This window comes from Vibrio sp. 2-Bac 85, from assembly GCF_037546705.1.
In the GTDB taxonomy this organism is placed as follows: Bacteria; Pseudomonadota; Gammaproteobacteria; order Enterobacterales; family Psychromonadaceae; genus Psychromonas.
In genome coordinates this window covers 51,073-71,691 of sequence record NZ_JALAAB010000008.1, presented here as the reverse complement: position 1 = coordinate 71,691, position 20,619 = coordinate 51,073, and the positions used below count along the sequence as shown (strand labels likewise).

The 20,619-nt window shown below is 37.8% G+C and carries 17 protein-coding genes; 11 read left to right on the top strand and 6 right to left on the bottom strand.

Annotated elements, in window-relative coordinates; genetic code table 11:
- Positions 1–3: 3 nt before the first annotated feature.
- From rsxD to MT390_RS10340, 8 genes are all read left to right on the top strand, one after another.
- Positions 4–1,059 (top strand): electron transport complex subunit RsxD, encoded by a 1,056-nt coding sequence (gene rsxD, locus MT390_RS10375; RefSeq protein WP_499441003.1) that lies wholly within the window; start codon positions 4–6, stop codon positions 1,057–1,059.
- Positions 1,056–1,691 carry an electron transport complex subunit RsxG gene (rsxG, locus tag MT390_RS10370; protein ID WP_240923609.1) on the top strand — a complete coding sequence of 212 codons (636 nt, stop codon included), beginning with the start codon at positions 1,056–1,058 and terminating at the stop codon, positions 1,689–1,691. Before rsxD ends, rsxG begins: the two co-directional genes overlap by 4 nt.
- Complete coding sequence (locus tag MT390_RS10365) at positions 1,691–2,425, top strand: electron transport complex subunit E (RefSeq protein ID WP_499441001.1); 735 nt, start codon at positions 1,691–1,693, stop codon at positions 2,423–2,425. The genes rsxG and MT390_RS10365 overlap by 1 nt, the downstream gene beginning before the upstream one ends.
- Entirely contained in the window at positions 2,422–3,057 is a 636-nt protein-coding gene (gene nth, locus MT390_RS10360; protein WP_499441000.1) for an endonuclease III, read from the top strand. The genes MT390_RS10365 and nth overlap by 4 nt, the downstream gene beginning before the upstream one ends.
- A gap of 178 nt (positions 3,058–3,235) precedes the next feature.
- Entirely contained in the window at positions 3,236–3,841 is a 606-nt protein-coding gene (locus MT390_RS10355; RefSeq protein WP_499440998.1) for a DUF3157 family protein, read from the top strand.
- A gap of 657 nt (positions 3,842–4,498) precedes the next feature.
- Positions 4,499–4,738, top strand: coding sequence for a hypothetical protein (locus MT390_RS10350; RefSeq protein WP_499440997.1), 240 nt, complete (start codon positions 4,499–4,501; stop codon positions 4,736–4,738).
- A gap of 34 nt (positions 4,739–4,772) precedes the next feature.
- Positions 4,773–5,165 (top strand): hypothetical protein, encoded by a 393-nt coding sequence (locus tag MT390_RS10345; RefSeq protein ID WP_499440996.1) that lies wholly within the window; start codon positions 4,773–4,775, stop codon positions 5,163–5,165.
- Between the two features lie 92 nt (positions 5,166–5,257).
- A complete protein-coding gene (locus MT390_RS10340) occupies positions 5,258–5,761 on the top strand; it encodes a hypothetical protein (protein ID WP_499440995.1) in 504 nt (167 codons plus the stop codon).
- Between the two features lie 196 nt (positions 5,762–5,957).
- Here the strand turns inward: MT390_RS10340 and MT390_RS10335 are convergent, their stop codons facing one another.
- On the bottom strand, positions 5,958–6,884 hold the full coding sequence (locus MT390_RS10335; protein WP_499440994.1) for a LysR family transcriptional regulator: 927 nt from the start codon (positions 6,882–6,884) through the stop codon (positions 5,958–5,960).
- Between the two features lie 129 nt (positions 6,885–7,013).
- Between MT390_RS10335 and MT390_RS10330 the strand changes: the two genes are divergently transcribed.
- The 3 genes from MT390_RS10330 to MT390_RS10320 all read left to right on the top strand — a co-directional run bounded on the left by MT390_RS10330 (position 7,014) and on the right by MT390_RS10320 (position 12,116).
- Positions 7,014–7,397 (top strand): YybH family protein, encoded by a 384-nt coding sequence (locus tag MT390_RS10330; RefSeq protein ID WP_166371565.1) that lies wholly within the window; start codon positions 7,014–7,016, stop codon positions 7,395–7,397.
- An 11-nt stretch (positions 7,398–7,408) separates the two neighbouring features.
- Positions 7,409–8,314 carry a VOC family protein gene (locus tag MT390_RS10325; protein WP_499440992.1) on the top strand — a complete coding sequence of 302 codons (906 nt, stop codon included), beginning with the start codon at positions 7,409–7,411 and terminating at the stop codon, positions 8,312–8,314.
- A 469-nt stretch (positions 8,315–8,783) separates the two neighbouring features.
- Entirely contained in the window at positions 8,784–12,116 is a 3,333-nt protein-coding gene (locus MT390_RS10320) for a mechanosensitive ion channel domain-containing protein (RefSeq protein WP_499440991.1), read from the top strand.
- A 117-nt stretch (positions 12,117–12,233) separates the two neighbouring features.
- Here the strand turns inward: MT390_RS10320 and MT390_RS10315 are convergent, their stop codons facing one another.
- The 5 genes from MT390_RS10315 to uca form a co-directional block, all read right to left on the bottom strand.
- Positions 12,234–12,926 (bottom strand): cysteine hydrolase family protein, encoded by a 693-nt coding sequence (locus MT390_RS10315; protein WP_499440989.1) that lies wholly within the window; start codon positions 12,924–12,926, stop codon positions 12,234–12,236.
- A 5-nt stretch (positions 12,927–12,931) separates the two neighbouring features.
- Positions 12,932–14,020, bottom strand: coding sequence for a putative urea ABC transporter substrate-binding protein (locus MT390_RS10310; protein ID WP_499440988.1), 1,089 nt, complete (start codon positions 14,018–14,020; stop codon positions 12,932–12,934).
- A 106-nt stretch (positions 14,021–14,126) separates the two neighbouring features.
- Positions 14,127–15,035: a LysR family transcriptional regulator gene (locus tag MT390_RS10305; protein ID WP_499440986.1), complete on the bottom strand. Its 909-nt coding sequence runs from the start codon at positions 15,033–15,035 to the stop codon at positions 14,127–14,129.
- Between the two features lie 128 nt (positions 15,036–15,163).
- Positions 15,164–16,993 (bottom strand): allophanate hydrolase, encoded by a 1,830-nt coding sequence (gene atzF / locus MT390_RS10300; RefSeq protein ID WP_499440985.1) that lies wholly within the window; start codon positions 16,991–16,993, stop codon positions 15,164–15,166.
- Positions 16,993–20,595, bottom strand: a complete 3,603-nt coding sequence (gene uca / locus MT390_RS10295; RefSeq protein ID WP_499440984.1) for an urea carboxylase — start codon at positions 20,593–20,595, stop codon at positions 16,993–16,995. Before uca ends, atzF begins: the two co-directional genes overlap by 1 nt.
- Between the last annotated feature and the right edge of the window lie 24 nt (positions 20,596–20,619).

Sequence of the window (20,619 nt, the reverse complement as noted above, 5' to 3'; positions counted from 1 at the left end):
CCCATGGCACTTTTTAGTTCGACCTCGCCACACCAACGTATCAAAAGACGTACACCCGAAATAATGAAAATGGTTATTTTAGGGTTAACGCCGGGGATTATTGTACATAGCTACTTATTTGGTTTAGCTATTTATGTACAGATAGTATTAGCTGTCATTACCGCTGTTGCAGTTGAAGCAATATTTATGACCCTGCGCAAACGCCCTGTGATGACTAGTATTGGTGATTATAGTGCCGTGCTTACTGCGATTTTATTAGCTATTGCGATCCCGTCTATTGCACCATGGTGGGTGATTGTAATTGGTACCCTGTTTGCAATCCTTATTGTTAAACATCTTTATGGCGGGCTAGGGCAAAATATCTTCAACCCTGCAATGGCCGGTTATGTATTGTTATTAATATCTTTTCCTGTGCAAATGACAGCATGGTTGCCAATACAATCCATGCAAGCTTTTCCTGTCACGTTTATTGATACCTTAAGCCTGATTTTTACAGGCTTCAGTGTTGATGGTTATAGTGTCACGCAAATTAAAACGTCTATCGATGGTTTCACTTTGGCAACGCCATTGGAAACCATTCGAAATGCGCTGCACGTCGGTGAAACAATATCTGAAACATTGAAAACAACCTTATTCAGTTTGGATTCACTTCAAGGTAGCCAATGGGTTAATTTAGCGTACTTAGCCGGTGGACTTCTATTACTGAAAAAACAAGTCATCATGTGGTATATCCCAGTGGCTTTCATCGTAGGTGTCACTGTTTTCTCGTTTATTCCCTTTGCAAGTGATCCCGATTTATATTCATCTCCTCTTTACCATCTATTTTCAGGTGCCACTATGCTTGGCGCTTTCTTTATTCTAACTGACCCTGTCACGGCAAGTACCACGGTGAAGGGACGCATAATCTATGGTTTATTATGTGCTTTATTAGTTGTGGTGATCCGCAATGTCGGTGGTTATCCGGATGCCGTTGCTTTTGCAGTATTGCTTGCCAATATGTGTGTGCCATTAATCGATTATTATAGCAAACCCAAGGTTTACGGGAGAAAACGCACATGATGCTACCCATTATCAGTCGTAATGCTTTCTTACTAGCAACCTTTGCCGTTGTTTGTACTGGCGCAATCGCATTAATTAACGTGTTAACACAACCGATTATTTTGCAACAGGAGCAAATTGCACTGCAAAATAATATTAATGAACTGATTGAACCTGACCAATATGACAACCAAATTATAAACAGTTGTTTCACCGTAATTGACTCAGAATTATTAGGTGACCAAACACCTAAACAAGTCTTTATAGCAACCAAAAATAAACAGCCGATCGCCGCGTTGATCCAAACCAGCACCTTTAAGGGTTACTCTGGCGAAATTAAACTACTGGTTGGCATTTATACCGATGGTAAAATTGCAGGTGTTCGTATTAATAGCCATACAGAGACACCAGGGTTAGGTGATAAAATCCAAACCAATAAATCTGATTGGATTTATTCTTTTGATGGTAAAAGATATCAAGAAAGTACTGCTAGCAAGTGGGAAGTGAAAAAGGACGGTGGTAGTTTTGATGCATTTACTGGTGCAACTATTACACCAAGAGCCGTTGTGCATGCTGTTAAAGATACGCTTGTTTACTTTCAAAAAAACAAAACGCAGTTATTTAACACCCCTGCAAATTGTGGAGATAAATAATGACGCAAGAAACAGTACACAACACGGCAAATAATGCAGATCTCGAAAGTGATATAGCGGCAGATGAAGTGGACCTTACAGCCAGCGAAGACCTTCAAATCTATAAGGACTTAAGCTGGCAAGGGTTATGGAAAAACAATCCAGGCATAGTGCAGTTACTCGGGTTATGTCCATTATTAGCAGTAACTAATACTTTAACCAATGCATTAGGGTTAGGTTTGGCAACATTATTTGTTGTTATTGCCTCTAATATCTTGATCTCGTTAATTCGACATCATGTACCTAAAGCGATACGTATTCCTGTCTTTGTGATGATCATCGCTTCCTTGGTTAGCTGTATACAATTGCTGATGAATGCCTATACCTATCAACTTTATTTATCACTCGGTATCTTCATTCCATTGATCGTAACCAACTGTATGATAATAGGTCGAGCAGAAGCATTCGCCTCTAAAAACAATGTAAAACACTCCGCATTTGACGGTTTAATGATGGGCTTAGGTTTTACCGCAGTATTAGTATTATTAGGAGCTGGCCGAGAAATTTTAGCGCAAGGTACCTTATTTGATGGTATTGAAACATTATTAGGCGATTGGGCAAGTTTTATGACCATCACCCTTTACAATACCGACACCAGCTTTTTACTTGCGGCGTTACCACCGGGCGCATTTATTCTGATGGGCTTAATCATTGCCCTTAAAAACTTTATCGACCATAAAATAGTGAACAAATGAATACAGTAAAGCGCAGAGAAATATTAACCCGTTTAAGGGATAACAATCCACACCCAGAAACTGAGTTGAATTTCAGCTCCCCTTTTGAGTTATTAGTGGCGGTAACACTATCAGCACAGGCAACCGATGTGAGTGTTAATAAGGCCACAGATAAGCTATTTCCTGTCGCTAATACTCCTGAAGCTATTTACGCCCTAGGTGTTGATGGATTAAAAGAATACATTCGCACCATCGGCTTATATAACAGTAAAGCTGAAAACGTCATCAAAGCTTGTAAAATGTTGATCGAGCTTCATAACAGCGAAGTGCCACAAGACAGAGATGCCTTGGTAGCATTGCCAGGTGTGGGCAGAAAAACCGCCAACGTAGTGTTAAATACAGCCTTCGGTTGGCCAACCATTGCCGTTGATACTCATATTTTCCGTGTATCTAATCGTACTAAATTAGCCATGGGTAAAAATGTTGACGATGTAGAACAAAAGCTATTAAAAGTAGTACCTGCGGAGTTTAAAGTGGATGTTCATCATTGGTTGATCTTACACGGCCGTTATACTTGTATTGCCAGAAAACCACGCTGTGGTTCATGTTTAATAGAAGATCTCTGTGAGTTCAAAGAAAAAACCAGCGATTAACACATTCACCTTGATACAATATCAATAAGTTTTAATAGCCTTTTAGCGTTCGCTTAGCTCTCAAGCAGCATAACGAACAAAGTACTTATTGTTGCTATAAAGAAATAAAAGAATAATTGAACATATAGATACCCTGTATGCTTGATATCAAATCAAACCATATAAAAAGTTGAAATTTATGCCTTTTCATTATCTACAGTACACACTATTTTTATTGCTCGGCTCCGTCACTTTAGGGCTGTCCGCAGCTAGCATTGGCACGGTTACACTTGATAACGGTGCCATAATATCATTCCACGATGATTACACTTGGGAATATGTCGCCATTAGTGCTGATGCTACAGATCAAGTGAATAATACTATTTCATCAAACAACATTAATTCAAATGTAGTCAGCCCTGCTAATTCTGAGCAAGCTTTAAAAAATAGATCTTCACTGCTACGCTCGGGTTTATTGAATACTAGCGTTAAAAATGACGTAAAAGTAACCTATAGCGATTCAATTTGGCGGGACCAATCCCTTGGTTTAAAGTTTATACTATCCAGTGATAATACTGATGGCGTTGTTATTGTTAAGGTGACCATCAGTTTTTATGATGATAAAACCAATAAAATAACAGAACAAACCGTTAATGTTTGGCAAGCAAGCTATCGATTACCTGAAACATACTTACGAAAAGGTGATACACGAAACAGTCGAATCATTTGGATTGATGGCATCGACAAAACGAGTTGGACAAGTAAATTATTAAGTTTGAAGGTGATTGAAGTAGAAACTCGCTAATTTTTATATGGTTGGTAGAAATAATAGGATAGAAATAATAGGACAAGCAACCTTTTCAAAATTGTTTACTCAACCCTGCATTGAACTGTTCATCTACATGCATAGCAAATGATAGTGATTAGGTATAATCGCATAGGGTGCATAGGCGTAGATAACAACTTTAACAATCGGGGCATAGCTGTAATGATTAGTATTCAAAGTTTATGTGTCCAAGACTTTTATGAATTTTTAACGCTCGTTTTATCTCAGTAACGAGATAATGAACTAAGTCGCTTTCCCTCCCTTTGCGCCGTACAACCCCTCTGTTCAGCTCCCTCAATGAATAAAATCCATAATAAAGAAAACATGATCATTTAAGCATTTGGTCTTTTAAAAGAAGCAAAATGAGAATATGATATAAATTACAAATTAATCAGCTTGTTGTGACTATTTAAAGTTTGTGCTTTTAAAGTTAATTTAGATAGGTTTACTGTTTTTTTAGGTATTTCATCGTTATTTTATAATGAAGCGATTATTTTCCGATAAAAATAGCTATTTACCATAATAGTCATTTTACGTATAAGCGTATATTTAGGTTTTTATTATTTATCGTACTTTTGTATGAATCATTTCCTATATGTAAAATTATGACAAATCAATAATGAAAAGGTAATGATAATGAGTAAAGTTGTTCAAACACAAATGAAATTTGTACCAAATTCGCCATTATTACTGAATAATAATTCCGGTAACACTATGAGTTACCAATTAGACTTTGGCGAATATGGAAATATAGAGATTGATATTATTGCTGGCTCAACGGTAACTATTAATCAAGGTACTAAACCTTGTGTGATAAATATTCTTGAGACAAAGCAGCAGCCTGGTATATCCGGGATTGTTAAAAATAAAGTCTAATAAGATACTATGGATCATTTATAAGGAATAAATCATGTTCAAACATGTATTGTTAATTTTGTTACTGTCTTCTTTAGCTGGCTGTGTCCGTACTTCTGTTATGGCCGAATTTGATGATGGCACGGAAGCTCTCATCGGAGATTCCCTAGGAACCCTTGTATCAGGTACTTTTGAAGTTTCAAATCTTGATGGATTAACCTGTAACGGTACATATAACCCGTACACTCAATCTCCAACATTAAAAACTGAAATGACGTGTAGCGATGGTCGTTATGGTCATGCATCTGTTATTAGAACTGGCGGAAGTCTGACCAATGGTTCTGGCATAGGAAAGTTAAATGATGGCACAAAAGTCAGGATATTACTTGGGGATATGGTTCACTATAAAAATGCTCAAGGTATTTGGGACAAGGCTGATGTTGATTGAAACCTAACTCATAAATATAGGGTTTTAGAGTAATAAGAAATCACTTATTTCAGACTATATAAATTTATCAAAGTTATTTTTTTGGAGTTTAAATGGATACTTATGACTTAGTTAAACAAGCAACTTCATTGGCTAAATTGAAAAAATATGATGAAGCTATTTATTTATTAAATGAATTACGAGTGAACCATAAAATTTCATACTCTGAAAAAATTATACCTTATTATCAAAAAGCGGGCCGCTATAACGAATTAGAAAAATATTGTATTGAATTCTTAATACCAATGGATAGTAGGGCTGCTCAAGATGATTTTTCTCACAAATGTAAAGAGTTACAGCGTGCATTTATAAGTTTAAGTGTTTATAAAATTTATAATAAGCTTGCTCTATGTGCTAAAAGAGAGAAATTAAAAACTGATGAATCAAAGTTTTTAAAAGAAGCCTCATCATATTACCACCTATACGAAACTAATTTAGCTTTGGGTGAGAGAATTGAATTGGATCTAGAATTCAGAGAAGCCAAGGAAATATGGGGAGCCAATTATTCTGAATGGCCCACAAGTTATAAAGATAGGTTTTCAAATTATATATTATAAATAGGGTTTATTTTATTTATCATAACACCCGTTTTACTCATTAGTTTGAGGTCACCTAAAAATGGTGGCCTTTTTTATGGCTGAATATAAATGACTATCTTGGTTTCCACCCCAAAGAACTTTAGAAAACTCAGTCCCTGCAGCATCGTGTTTAAACTAACTGAGCGAGCATCATCTGGCTGTTTAGCCAATACGACTACATTTCCGTGGTGTTATTCAATTGAGCCGTAATTGCTTGTAAACAGACCTTAACACTCAGTGGCATTTGGTTATTAAAGGGATGCAGTGCATAGACAGTATTCAATGGTAATTGATGTTCCGGAAACACTTCATGCAGTTCTGTCACTAAATTTTTCAAATGAAAATCAGGTATAATTCCTATCCCCGATGCAGATTTAATTAATGCTAAGCAAGTATAAAAAGAGTTTGAAATACAATGGGTATTAGTATTGTAAATAAAACCATCCATTTTTTGATCTCCTTGCTTAACTTTTGGTGCTTTAGAAGTAACAGATTGATACTTTGCATGATGATTAAACTGATGGCGTATTTGATGTCCTTGCCAAGTATTACCAATATACGCTAACTCTTGCCACGGCTTAGAAGCAATATATTCAGGTCTCCCACAAAGTACATCTCGAAACTCACCAATGCGTTTTTGCTTTAGCCCGCTTTCTTGGGATTGCCCTACTCTTATTGCTAAATCGATATCTTCCGATATGAGATCCAAGTGATGATCATGACTAATTAACTCTGGGTTTAATAACGGATATTGTGCTAATAAATCTGCGATAGCGGGCGTGACTAAGGTTTCCATTAGCGCATTGGGAGCGGTGATCCTAATTCTTCCTTGCGGGATAGCTTTCATTTGTTGAGCATCATTCCATGCGTCACTGGCCACTTGATTAAGGGTTTTACACTGTTGATAAAACTGTTGCCCAGCGACGGTCAATATTTGTTTACGCGTCGTACGTTTTAACAACATGATGCCTAATTCAGTCTCTAGAGACTTGAGGTGCTGACTCACCACAGACTTGGATAATGTGAGTAATTCAGCAGCTGCGGTGATTGATCCTGTTTCCACTATATGTGCAAAAACCGACATTTGACGTAATCTAATCATGGTCATTGTTAACTTTTATTAAATAGTGTTTATGAATATAGCTGTTTTTCTTCAGTAATTATAGCGCTATTGTTCGTCTCAGCTATTGTTCATTTCAATCAGGGCACTACTTCTATCAAGGATAATTATATGACTAATGCAACAGCAGACAACATAACATTAATCGCATGTAAAAAAGGTATTTCAGCTTGGCAAACTGCTTTCAACAATTCAGATGCTAAAGGGTGCGCAGCACAATACCAAGAACATTGCGTAATGACAGCGAGACCATTCGGCGTCTTTGAGGGGCGTCAGGCAATTCAAGACTTTTGGCAAGGTATAATGGATCAAGGTTTTAAAGATGTGGATTACACACAAGTCACTTGGGAAGCTGAAGATGAAGGTTATATTTTAACATCACATTGGACCATGAATAATGCATTCGGGGTTGTGCATCGTGAGCGCTGGGTCTTAGAAGCAGATGGCCAGGCTAGACTTGCTAGTGATGACTTTGAAGTACAAGGTGAACGCTAAAAGGAATATCAATGCAGATAACTCAACACCGTTTACAAATCAGTAATCCTGAAAAGTCATTAACCTTTTATCTAGATATTATGGGTATGCAGTTGATTCATCATTATGAATCAACGCAAGGCATTCATTATATTCTTGGATATTGTTATGACCAAAGAGGCTGCAGTGATGAAACAATAAATAAGACTCTCCATGCTCAACTTGAGCTGGTTTTCAATCCACAACAAAAATTTGCAGTACCCGCTCAGCCTAATCGACAATCAGGTTATTGGAAATTCACTATCGCGGTTGGTCACTTAGCGACTGCACATCAGAAATTATTAGATAATGGTATTAAAGTCAGCTTATGTACGGTCATTCCTAATTTAGCTTATTTATGCCATCTAACGGATCCCGATGGTTATTGTATTGAATTAATTCAAACTCATTTAATTGAAAATACACAAGATGATTTGATCAAAACAGACTCGATGACTTTTCCCTTGGGCTCTGCAGCCCACATGAATTTATCAACCTTAAGAATCAAAGATCTGAAACATAGCTTACCCTTCTATCAACGATTAGGCTTTGAACTGGTTTATACCTACCGCTCCGATGAACGCGCGATGACATTGTACTTTTTAGCAAATAAGCAGTCTGATTCATTTAATGAAATAAAATATTCAGAGAATATTGTAGAAACATTATGGCAATACTCTGACACCCTATTAGAATTTCAACAATTTGATGGGACACAAGAGGATGTTAATTTTAGCTATAACACTGATATTAAAAATGGTTTTTTAGGTTTAACGATCACTAATAACAAAAACCCCAGACAAAGTAATCTGCCCTCAACTCAAGCTAGTGAACTGAACCTTCAAACAAAGAGTCATTTAATTGATCCTGATGGGTATCTCATAATTAATGATGAATGATGAATGATGAATGATGAATGATGAATTCTCACCTAAACGACTTTAATACACAACTTACAGCACCCTAATCACTTTCCCATGAGCCCTTTAAAAAAGGTTCAGGGAGGTCAGATTCTGCCTTTTCTTTATGAGAGAGTATCAATATAAATAGGGTAACCACAGTCAACTGCCCGGTGTTAATGCATAAACCCATCGTAATAATCGAGTTTACTTCGATCTAATTATTTATATCTGAACCAATCAAAACGCTTACCTGTGACCATAGTATGAAATAATTTTTGAGGGTTAGGGTAGATTAACGATTGGGATTTAAGGTAGATTAATTATGATGACATATTAATTTATTCTATTCCTAGATTTGCATAATAAATACCATAAAATCATAACTAACGCTTTCGGAGTGCTTTTGTACAAGATAAAAAAATCATACAACGGATTTTACAACATAAAATTTTTTATACTCCTATTGATGAGCCTTACCTTATTTGTCCCGTTTGGATTTGCACAGCAAAATAGTCTCGATAAAAAAATAGTTAACGAAATAGAACGTTTAGATAAAAACACCGAATTACTTGATGAACAAAAAAAACCAATTCTCACGACACTAGAAGATGCTCGAAAAATACTTACCAAAGCAGACGAGCAAACAAAGTTAGCTAATACCTTCAGTGAAAAAGCCGCTACCGCACCTCAAAAAATATTAGCGATTCAAAATGAAAATAATCGCTTAAAAAATCAAACAATAACAATCGCCCCCGATCAATCGACTGATAAATTAGAAAACCAACTATTAATAGACCTTGCGGAACAAGAAAACCGTTTGAGGGCACAGGCTGAAAAGCAGACAGAGCAAGATAACTTGAGTGTTCGCGCGAGTGAAATCGCAAATGAACTGAGTGCAGCCCTAGCAGATAAAAAAGCAATTAGTGATACGATCACCAAACAGCCAAACCAAGATACAAGTCCTGATGAGCGAGCTGATTTTTATAAAAAAAGTGCAACTATTGAGAAGCTTGCGGCAACAATAAAAGCACTTGAACGAGAAATAGCCACCATCCCTGTAAGAGAAGCATTAGTAGATGCAGAACTTATGCAGATGCAGTTACAAAGTGAACTTTCTGAAAAGAAAATTTTGGGGGTACAAAATTATTTATCGCAAAGCCGTAATGTAGAAGTAGAGAATACCTTAAAACAAAGCAAAGAAATGCTGAGTCAACTTGAACTAAAGCCAACGCTTTCTGTTATTGCGAAAGAAAACTTGTCGCTTGCAGAGCTACTCGCCAACAAGCAGGCCAATTCATCTGATAACAAAAAAAACATAAGTGCTTTACGTAGCCAAAAACGAGAAGTTGAACAATCATCTGAAACCATCGAGCGCGTATTGGCAACAGGAAGAGTAACCGATGAACTAGGGGAATTATTACGTAGATTACGAACGTCTTTACCCAACGAAGCGCGTATTGAGAAACGTAAATATAAAATTGAAGAAGATGCTGTTCGTAACCAACTTGACGTCATATTGTGGCAAGAAAGTTTACGCAATACAGCTCAAATTGAAGTTGCCGCTAAACAATTTCTGACCGATGCACGTCAAGAAAATAAAGACAATTTAGTAAAAGAAAAAAGTGATATCGATATTGAATTCACAAACGCTGATATAGAAGTGGCTAAAAATCTGGTGCAAGCGCGTCGTGAGTTATTGACCCTTTTAATTGAAGTATCAAGTGAACAATCTGATAGCATAGCAGAAGAAAAATTACTGATTAACCAGTTGTTGTTATCAAGTGCCGAGCTGAGAGAACTCCTAGATCGAAGACTTATTTGGTTACCTTCAAACTCAGAAAAATCAGGTGATCTGCTCATTAATTTCGTTAATAATATTGAGTGGTATACATCGCCCAGTTCTTGGTGGAAATTAATAAATATCGTGTATGCTGGTCTATTAACGGTACCTGCTTTACTTTTACTCACCCTCCCCATTACAATTTTGCTGCTACAATCTAGAATTAAAGGTGTTTTACGGTCATTGGTTGAACAAGTTGGTAAGGTAGGAAAAGATACTTATCTTACAACCCCTCTTGCTCTAGTATTAACCTTTATCTTAGCCTTCCCCCTGCCCATTTTTTTATTCACGATTGCAGGAATTATCTTCAATAATGCTGAACCTAGCAGCTTTTCAACAGGCATTGCCACAGGCCTTGCATCAATGGCATCTGTAAGTTTGATTTTACTATTTTTTCACTCAATGTGCCGTGAAGATGGCATATTTGATAAACATTTTGGTTGGAGTGATATTGCACGGGATAAACTTCGAAAAATGTTAACGTGGTTTGTGTGGATACAGTCTTTGGTAACCTTTATCTTCGCAAGTGCCATCGCCAGTGAGGAACCAGACTTGCGATATGGTATCGCTATTGTTGCATTCATCATTGGGTCTATTTTTATTACAATATTTAGTTATCAGTTCTTTCAACCTAAAAGCGGTGTAGCAACCAGTGTCGAAGGACGTACCGCAGCCAGCACCTTAGCTATTTTATCTTTTCCAATTGTTGTTATTTCTCCGTTCGCAATTGGCTTACTTCCATTGTTTGGCTTTTTTGATACGGCAGTTGAATTGCAATCAAAATTATTTTTATCAGGTATCTTACTGGTGCTGGCCGCGGTGGTATATGGCATTATGTTGCGTACCTTTTTGGTTACTTTTCGACGTTATATAGTAAGAAAGAAACGCTTAGAAGCATTAGAAGCGAAACTTCAGCAAGAAGAATCTGCAGCACAGAACAGTGATGATTTAATCCCACCACCGACCATAAATAACAATATAAATAAAGACGAAGTTGTTCACCAAAGCAGAGCAGTTATACACTGGGTCACCAGATTACTGTTTATAGTTTGCTTATGGTTTGTCTGGAAACCCTTATTGCCCGCATTAGGCATTGTTGAAGACATTGTGCTTTGGCAACAAACTACCATTGTCGATGGCGTAGAGTTATCTAGCGGTGTGACATTGTGGCAAGTTATTCTAGGAATTGGTTTTATGGTTGGAGGCGTGGTTGCGGCCAGAAATATTCGCGGCGTCATTGAAATTGGATTCTTTGAACGGTTTGCTATGGATAACGGTGCGCGTTATGCAATAGTGACTATTTTAGGCTATGTATTAATAGGGACGGGTGTTGTTGTTGGCTTCTCTTTATTAGGTATAGATTGGTCAAAATTACAATGGATTGTTGCCGCTTTGGGTGTCGGTTTAGGTTTTGGTTTACAAGAAATTGTGGCTAACTTTGTTTCGGGTATCATCATCTTATTTGAGAGGCCGATTAGAGTCGGTGATTTAGTTACCATTGGCGATCAATCGGGCACTGTCACTAATATTGCTATTAGAGCGACAACACTAACTGATTTCGACAACCGTGAGGTTCTGCTTCCAAATAAGTCGATTATCACTGAGAACGTGACTAATTGGACCTTAAATGATGCTATTACGCGCGTAGTGATTAAAATAGGCGTTGCTTATGGCTCTGATGTGGATCAAGTGCGAGACCTGTTGATGCAAGTGCTTACGGATAAAGAAGATATATTAACTCAACCTGCGCCACAGGTTTTCTTTTTAGAACATGGGGATAGTTCGCTTAATTTTGAAGCGCGAGTCTTTGTTGAAAGAACTGAGCATCGTCTACCAATGACGCATGCTATTAACACTGGTTTTAATCGAATCCTTTCAGAGCACAATATATCGATACCTTTCCCACAGCGAGACCTACATATTGTTTCAGGACAAATAGACGAACAAGGTGAGACATAATAAATTTCTTTTAAATTTAAAAGAAATTTAATTATTAGTTAAAAGCACCTTATCAAAAAACTCAATCCAACCTAGTTGAATTGAGTTTTAAATCTTAATTTTCTCCCATTAGATTTGTTAATTTTTTAAGTATTCAATAAATTCCTGACTTTGAGCTTGTGCGCCAAAAATACCACCTTCATGCTCAAGGCTAGCAATCAATGAATAATGCAAATCGCTGGTTGCCGCACCGCAACAATCCTCTAGCAACAAACAATCAAATCCACGATCGTTTGCTTCTCTCATCGTTGCTGATACGCACACATCCGACGTCACTCCAAGAATCACCAAATGGCGTATCTGTTGTACCCTTAATATATGCTCTAAGTCAGTAGCATAAAATGCACTATTACCAGGTTTATCAATAGTGATTTCTCCTGGCTCAGGCACAAAGCCATCATAAAAATCACAGCCTTTCTCACCTCGTACAAGCAAACGTCCTAACGGTCCCTGTTTACCTATCGCAGCGCCTTGGCTAGCAGCTTTTAAGCCTTTATTAGCAGTAACATCAACCAATTCAGGACGATGGCTTTCACGCGTATGCAATACTAAAAAATCGTGCTTTCTCACCGCTTTGAGTAATTTTTTTGCAGGTTCAATGGTGCGTTGTAAATGGCTTACATCTTCTCCTAGACTACTAAAATAGCCAAGTGGATCTAGAAAATCTCGCTGCATATCAATCACAATCACAGCTGTATTACTACTATCCCAACAACCAGACAAAGGCCAAGAATAAGGAATCGAAAATTCAAGTGCTGAAAATTGGCTCATTATATTTACTCCTTAACCAAAGCAGGCGTATTAAATTTATCAGCCCAAGGAGAGATCCATGTATCTGAAAAACGTAGTTTAATATTGTTGCTGTTACCAATCAGTGTTCCATCACCAGCTTCCATTCCGATATATCCCGCATCAGGTACATTGTCACCAAGTAAGCCATGCGCGAAAGCAAAAGTAGAGATATCCTTTAAAGATTGCTTAAAAGAGTTACTTTTAATATAAGTTTGCGCAGTTTTAGGATTAAAAAAATCTATTGTAGATAACTGAGAATTAAAACTGTCGAGATCCGTATTGAGCGCATTACTCATATAAGCCATGATTTCTTTATGTTTAGGGTGGTTTGGTTCGAGCATTGCAATGGTTTCATACCATGCCCCTAAAATTGCTTTACCCAGATTAGGTTCTTTTTTTAATAAGGCAGTATGCACGATTAATTGATCAACTATTTCACCCGCAATATCTGAAGAATCAAACACTAATGTTGTGTCTGGAAATTGTGTTAAAATCTCACTTAATTGAGGCTTCCATGTAGCAACAGCCTCTGCACTACTATCAAAAAATATCGAACCTATATCACTATCTGATGTATTAATAATCTTAACATCACGTTCGCTCAAGCCTACTGTATCCAAAGCACGTGCTAACATATAATGCGAGCCAGATAGCTCAACTAAATTAATTGATTTCCCCTTTAAGTCTGCAACGGTTTTTCCTTTACCACGGAGCACGATACCGTCACTTCCCATTGAGGTGCTTAATGGTGCTAACACGGTTGTATCAACACCAGAGCCTGCAGGTATTGTTAATGCATCAAGCGTGATAGCAACCGAGCCAGCAAAACTACCTGCGGTAAATTGAGTTTGTGCTTCAATGTAATCATTGAGTTGTACAGCTTCTAAATTAAATCCGAACTTATCACCCCACTTCTTTAATATTTGATGATCTTGTGCATAACCAAGGGGCATAGTGCCTGCATAAATAGTCCAGGCTATCTTATAAGTTTCTTTAGCATGGGCATTAAAAGAAAGGCTTGTTGCAAGTAACACGCCTGATGCTAGGGTGCATAATTTGGATAAAGTCATCATTTAGTCCTTTAAGTGTAAGTTAGAGTTATAACTTACCTATCATTGAAGAAAGAAAACATGACGTAATGATCCTGCAAACATGCACTAATGATCATGTAGCTTTTATCTATATTCTTAATAGTTCAAGGGCTCGCTTTAGTACACTACTATTTTTGTCTTCATCTCTTCGGTGAACTAATTCCAATGTTGAAACTCGCTTAATAGTCGACGCTAATATAGGAGTTAATTTGCCTTCATCTACAAAACGCTGAGCAAAATGGTGCGGGATAAAGCCAATATAAGATCCACTTAAAATCAGAAAAGTAATTGCCTCTAAATTAGAAGTAAAAGTCGTTTTACCTAACAATTGAAAACCAAGACATTTAATGTCAGCTTCATTTAAAAAACTACGTGCACAAAAATTTTGTGTTCTGATACAGTCGATTAACTGCTTTTGCTTTCCCCCCTGTTCAAGTAACCTTGCAACCGGGTTATGTGACGCACAATATAAATAATCTGTTTCAGAATATAAGGCGGAATAATTCAGGGAACGATGATGATTATCAAATATACCGAGTGCAATATCTATCTCTTTATTTAATAATAATTTTTCTAACCTATGTGGGCTTTTAGTATGTATAGCTAGCTCAAAGTCAGATGAAAACTGATCATGAATACGATTAAGAGCAGATTGAAGAGGACAATTATCATCAGTAATAATGTTATCAATAATGCCAATTGAAAGACGACTCGCACTTTGACCACAGGCAATCATCACATTGTTTTCAAAAGATCGAAAAGCACCAAACAAAACTTGTGTTTGTTCTATTATCAGACTTCCTTCAGGTGTAATTTTAAACCCTTGCCGCCCACGTTCACACAGTATCAATCCCAGACGTGTTTCAAGCGTATTAAGCGAACGACTAATCGCTGAAGCATCTTTATTCAGTACTGACTGAGCATTAGATACTCCATTCGCATTAACGACTGCTAGGAATATTTGCAGATCCTTAATATAACTACTATCCATGTGCATTATTTATCCCTCTTGTTAATTAGATATATATTGTTTGGAGCCCTCCTTACTATTAAGCACTTATTATTTGAAGCTATTTTTCAAAACATACCCGCAGGATAAACATGAGGGTATGTTTTTAATCAGCTTTACTTCGCTTTTATATAAGCTTTCCAGCCACCAAAATGAGTAATATCTTCGGCAGTGTTAATCGCATAACCTTCACAGATAAAACTACTTACCCAAGAATTATCATCTAACTGTACTTTTCCTAATCCAAGAGGTTGTTCGATGCCTTGTAAAAAAGTGCCAATATTTGAGACAGGTAAACGCCAAACTTCTACTTCAATAGCAGAGCCTGATTCATCATCAACACGTATAAGACCAGGGCGGAATGGAGGGCCACCAGCCAGTGCATAAAAACGATAGTCTGTAGAAGTATTACAAGTTTTAACTAACACACCACCACGCTCTGTTAATTGATTATTTAATGGGAAACCAGATAAATGTGCACCACAAACCGCGATATCAATTTGGCTATCTGCTGCACTTGAACTTAATACCAGCGTTGTATTAGTCACTTTTTGTTGAGTTGCACCTAGCGTTAAGTCAGTTAATTTTTGCCATTGAGCACCAACACTAAGTAATAAACGGTCACTAAAAGCAGGACCAAATAATGTAATACCAAATGGTAATCCAGAAGCTAATATTCCAGCAGGCAATGCTATAGCGGCATAATCTAATAAATTCATAAAGTTAGTGTAATAACCTAAATTTGAATTTAATTGAATGGGATCTGCTTCAACATCTTTAATTCGATATGCACAGCCTGCTGTTGGTGTGAGCACACAATCTACTTGCGCTAAAATAGCATCACATTGTATTTTATAAGCTTGTAAACGATACATTGCTTTAAAGGTGTCCACAGCTGTATATGCCGTTGCCCCACCAATAATAGTTTCAATCACAGGTAAACATTGTTTTGGATCAGCTTTAAAAAAGTCTTCTATTGCTGCATATCGTTCTGCGACCCAAGGACCTTCATACAATAATTTTGCTGCATCCAAGAAAGGTTGAAAGTTAATATTAACAATCTCAATACCTTCTTTTTTAAGGCGTTCAACGTTTTCTGAGAATAATATTTGCGCACTCTGGTCGCCAAAAAAGCTTAACTGTTCAGGGGCAGGTAACCCCACTTTTAGCCCTGATAATTTTTTGTTAGGTTGGAAATAATCAATGCTATTAGTAACTTTATTTTCACGAGAGAAACAATCTGTTTCATCCCATTGACCTGTAATATTAAGCAATAAATTAACTTCATTAGCGCTATTGGCAAAAATAGTGACACAATCTAAGCTTTTACAAGCAGGTACGACTCCAGTGCAACTTAGTAACCCTTTTGTCGCTTTCATACCAACAATATTATTTAAGGCAGCAGGTACTCTTCCAGAGCCAGCTGTATCAGTCCCTAATGAAAAGCTCACCTGACCTGTTGCTACTGCCACCGCACTGCCTGAGCTTGAGCCGCCGGAAACATATTCAGAATCAAAACTATTGTTAACTGCTCCCCAAGGACTGCGAACTCCAACAAGCCCAGTAGCAAACTGATCTAAATTAGTTTTACCGAATGGAATTGCACCCGCATCAATTAATAACTGTACAACCGTCGATGATTTATCTGGCTGAAAAGTATATGCTTCACAACCTGCTGTGGTTGGTAACATAGCAAAATCAATATTGTCTTTAACTGCAAATGGCACACCATACAAAGGTAATTCATCAATTGATTTACCATCAAGCACATCCAACATTTTTACTAGTTGAGATTCAGAAATAGTACTGATCCAAACGTTACTTGTATCACTTTTAGCCTGTGCTAATTTTGCTAATAAAAAGTCTTTTACATTTAACTCACCACTACGATAAGCATTTTGCAGCACATTGATGTTCATGTTTTGTTGTATCATTAAATTTTCCATTATAGTTTCTCCAAAATCATTAAGCGTTGTCCTGCATGTACTTGTGACCCTTCTTTTTGTACAACACTCACTACTTTCCCAGCAGCAGGCGAAACGACTTCAATTTCCATTTTCATTGCTTCAAGAATCAATAATGTTTGTCCCGCTTTAACCACATCTCCAGGTTTAACTAAAACTTGCCAGATATTACCGGCAACATGACTATCAACACCACGCTGTTGTGTTGTTAACGTCGCAATATCAGTTTCAATTTGCGTCATTTCTTTGGCCACAAAGTTAGCCTGCCCAGTTTCCTGCCAGCGCTGGCGTTCTGCTTCAAATGATTTTTGCTGCGTTTCTTTGAAGCTCACTATCGATTCTTCATTTTCAACGAGCTGCGCTTGATAATCAGCAAGACTAAAAGTGGTTTCTTTGATTTTTAACGGGTAATCACCACGCGGAAAATCGCTACGTATTTGTGTTAACTCTTCACTGCTTACAGGGTAAAAACGAATTTGGTCAAAGAAACGTAATAACCACGGTTTTTTAAACTCTTCTGTTTGACGGTAACGATTCCACATTTGTAATGTACGCCCAACGAACTGGTAACCACCCGGCCCTTCCATGCCATAGACACAAAGATAAGCACCACCGATACCCACTGCATTTTCAGGTGTCCATGTTCTAGCTGGGTTATATTTCGTTGTGACTAAACGATGACGAGGATCAAGTGGCGTTGCTACTGGTGCACCTAAGTAAACATCACCTAAACCCATTACTAAATAACTTGCGTTAAATACGATCTCTTTCACTTGCTCAACAGATTCCAGTCCGTTGATACGGCGAATGAATTCGATATTATCAGGGCACCATGGCGCATCTTTACGCACTAGCTCATCGTATTTTTTGATTGCTAGGCGTGTTGCGTAATCATCCCATGACAAAGGAATATTAACGATTCTTGAAGGCACTGTTAATTGGCTTACATCACCTAATGCATCTTCTGCTTCGGCTAAAATTGCTAACAGTGCAGTTAAAGGTAACTGTAAATTATCATAATGGATTTGTAATGAACGAATACCCGGCGTTAACTCTTGAACGCCAGCAACATCCATATTCTGCAGTTTAAGCATTAGTGCATGAACACGAAAACGAAGTGCCACATCTAAAATTTGATCACCATATTCAACTAATAAGTAATCTTCACCGCTCGCTCTATAAACAACTTTTTCATTTTCCGCTGTTTTTTCTATGGTTTTAATAACCGCACTTTTTGGTTGTTCCGTTGCCATTTCAGCGGCAACATATTCGCCTTTAGCCATTAAATCTAATTGTTGACGCTCAAACTGCTGAGCATCGTCGATCGACACAGCTTGGAAACAGATTGTTGCGCCAGCTTTTAACTGCCCTACTTTCCATAAATCAGCTTTTATAATTGTTACAGGGCAAACAAAACCACCTAGACTTGGGCCATCCGGCCCCAAAATAACAGGCATATCTCCGGTAAAGTCGATTGTGCCCACTGCATAAGCGTTATCATGGATATTTGAAGGATGTAATCCAGCTTCGCCACCATCATTACGGGCCCATTTAGGTTTAGGCCCCATTAAACGAACACCGGTACGGCTTGAGTTAAAATGTACTTTCCACGTTGCATCGAAGAAGGCATCGATGTCTTCAGGACAAAAGAAATCAGGTGCACCATGTGGGCCATAAATAACACGGATAATCCATTCGTCACTAATTTCTGGAAGTTTAGGTGTTGTAATAGTGGTTAATGAAGGTTCAACCGAACTATCAAGATGTAATACATCACCGGTACGAATAGCACGACCCGCATGACCACCAAATTGACCAAGCGTAAAGGTTGATTTACTACCTAGATAATCAGGACATTGGATACCACCTTGCACAGCAAGATAAGCACGTGCACCTGCACTAATGATGTTACCCAGCGTTAAGGTTTGACCGGCAGCTATTTCAATAACTTGGCCATTAGCCACTTTAACATCATCTAATTCAGCTTGAATTGTTGCCCCCGTGATCACAATACGGGTTGCACTGTTAAAACGTAATGTTGGACCACTTATTGTGATCTCTAAACCCGCTTCTTTTTCACTGTTACCTAGAATGGTATTAGCAAGACAAAAGCTAACACTGTCCATTGGACCTGATGGTGGAACACCAATATCCCAATAACCTTTACGGCCCGGATAATCTTGAATGGTTGTTTGCGTGCCACCAGCAAGCACATCAATCGAGGTAGGATAATAAGTAAGTTGGTTCAATGTTTGAGTCAGTAATAAACCTGCTTCAACAATTTCATTTCCAAGCAGTTGATAGAGATAATCTTTATTGCTCTCTATGCCGTAAACTTCACTCTGTATCAAGGCTTGTTTTAAACCGTTTAATGCTTGCTCACGAGTTTCACTATGACAAATGACTTTTGCTAGCATTGGGTCAAAGAAAGGAGATACTTCTGTGCCACTTTCTAACCAGTGATCAATTCGTAATTTACCTTGATCAACCTCAGTCGCCCATTTCACATGGCTGATTAATCCTGCACTGGGTTGGAAGTCTTTATTTGCATCTTCCGCATACAAACGCACTTGAATGGCATGTCCCGTTGCGACTAGATTATTCTCAAGTTCAGATAATGGCGCTAATGTTTGTGCAGCAAGGCTTACCATCCACTTTACGATATCGACGTTATAAACCATTTCAGTCACACCGTGCTCTACTTGTAAGCGAGTATTTACTTCGAGAAAATAAAATTGTTGCGCTTGTTGATCGAATACAAACTCAACAGTACCTGCACTACGGTAATTTACCATAGCAGCTAAACGTGTTGCCGTTGAATGCAATTGCTCTCTTAATTCATCGCATAAATTTGGCGCAGGACTTTCTTCGATTACTTTTTGATTACGACGTTGTGCAGAACAATCTCGTTCACCTAATGCGATAGCATTACCATTGCCATCACCAAAAACTTGTACTTCTATATGGCGAGCTTGAACGATAAATTTTTCTAAGAAGAGCGCACTGTTACTAAAGTTATTTTCACTTAATCGTTTAACTGAGTCATAAGCTTGGCTTAATTCCAAGGCACTATTACAGCGTTGCATGCCAATACCACCGCCGCCAGCTGTACTTTTTAACATCACTGGATAACCAATTTTTTCTGCACATTTAAGCGCATCATCAAGGTCCACTAAAAGGTCACTACCAGGTAGGAGAGGAACATTTGCTTGTTCAGCTAATTCACGAGCCCGATGCTTTAAACCAAACTGAAGCATTTGCTCTGTTGTGGGGCCTAAAAATACTAAACCATTTGCTTCGCAGGCTGTTACAAACTCAACATTTTCACTTAAAAATCCATAACCAGGATGAATCGCTTGAGCACCAGACTCTTTGGCGATGGCAATGACTTTATCAATATCTAGGTAAGTTTGTTTTGCACCGCCTTCACCTAATGAATAAGCATGGTCGGCTTGTGAAACATGTAAACTATCTGCATCAGCTTGGCTGTAAATAGAAACACTTTCGATGCCCATTGCTGATAATGTTCTGATGATGCGGCAAGCAATCGCGCCACGGTTGGCAATTAATATTTTAGTAAACATATTGTTGACCTTATTAAGGTAGGG

Excerpts from the sequence above, each read along its gene's own strand:
- rsxD (WP_499441003.1), top strand. The coding sequence starts at position 4 with ATGGCACTTTTTAGTTCGACCTCGCCACACCAACGTATCAAAAGACGT.
- rsxG (WP_240923609.1), top strand. The coding sequence starts at position 1,056 with ATGATGCTACCCATTATCAGTCGTAATGCTTTCTTACTAGCAACCTTT.
- MT390_RS10365 (WP_499441001.1), top strand. The coding sequence starts at position 1,691 with ATGACGCAAGAAACAGTACACAACACGGCAAATAATGCAGATCTCGAA.
- nth (WP_499441000.1), top strand. The coding sequence starts at position 2,422 with ATGAATACAGTAAAGCGCAGAGAAATATTAACCCGTTTAAGGGATAAC.
- MT390_RS10355 (WP_499440998.1), top strand. The coding sequence starts at position 3,236 with ATGCCTTTTCATTATCTACAGTACACACTATTTTTATTGCTCGGCTCC.
- MT390_RS10350 (WP_499440997.1), top strand. The coding sequence starts at position 4,499 with ATGAGTAAAGTTGTTCAAACACAAATGAAATTTGTACCAAATTCGCCA.
- MT390_RS10345 (WP_499440996.1), top strand. The coding sequence starts at position 4,773 with ATGTTCAAACATGTATTGTTAATTTTGTTACTGTCTTCTTTAGCTGGC.
- MT390_RS10340 (WP_499440995.1), top strand. The coding sequence starts at position 5,258 with ATGGATACTTATGACTTAGTTAAACAAGCAACTTCATTGGCTAAATTG.
- MT390_RS10335 (WP_499440994.1), bottom strand. The coding sequence starts at position 6,884 with ATGATTAGATTACGTCAAATGTCGGTTTTTGCACATATAGTGGAAACA.
- MT390_RS10330 (WP_166371565.1), top strand. The coding sequence starts at position 7,014 with ATGACTAATGCAACAGCAGACAACATAACATTAATCGCATGTAAAAAA.
- MT390_RS10325 (WP_499440992.1), top strand. The coding sequence starts at position 7,409 with ATGCAGATAACTCAACACCGTTTACAAATCAGTAATCCTGAAAAGTCA.
- MT390_RS10320 (WP_499440991.1), top strand. The coding sequence starts at position 8,784 with ATGAGCCTTACCTTATTTGTCCCGTTTGGATTTGCACAGCAAAATAGT.
- MT390_RS10315 (WP_499440989.1), bottom strand. The coding sequence starts at position 12,926 with ATGAGCCAATTTTCAGCACTTGAATTTTCGATTCCTTATTCTTGGCCT.
- MT390_RS10310 (WP_499440988.1), bottom strand. The coding sequence starts at position 14,020 with ATGATGACTTTATCCAAATTATGCACCCTAGCATCAGGCGTGTTACTT.
- MT390_RS10305 (WP_499440986.1), bottom strand. The coding sequence starts at position 15,035 with ATGCACATGGATAGTAGTTATATTAAGGATCTGCAAATATTCCTAGCA.
- atzF (WP_499440985.1), bottom strand. The coding sequence starts at position 16,993 with ATGGAAAATTTAATGATACAACAAAACATGAACATCAATGTGCTGCAA.
- uca (WP_499440984.1), bottom strand. The coding sequence starts at position 20,595 with ATGTTTACTAAAATATTAATTGCCAACCGTGGCGCGATTGCTTGCCGC.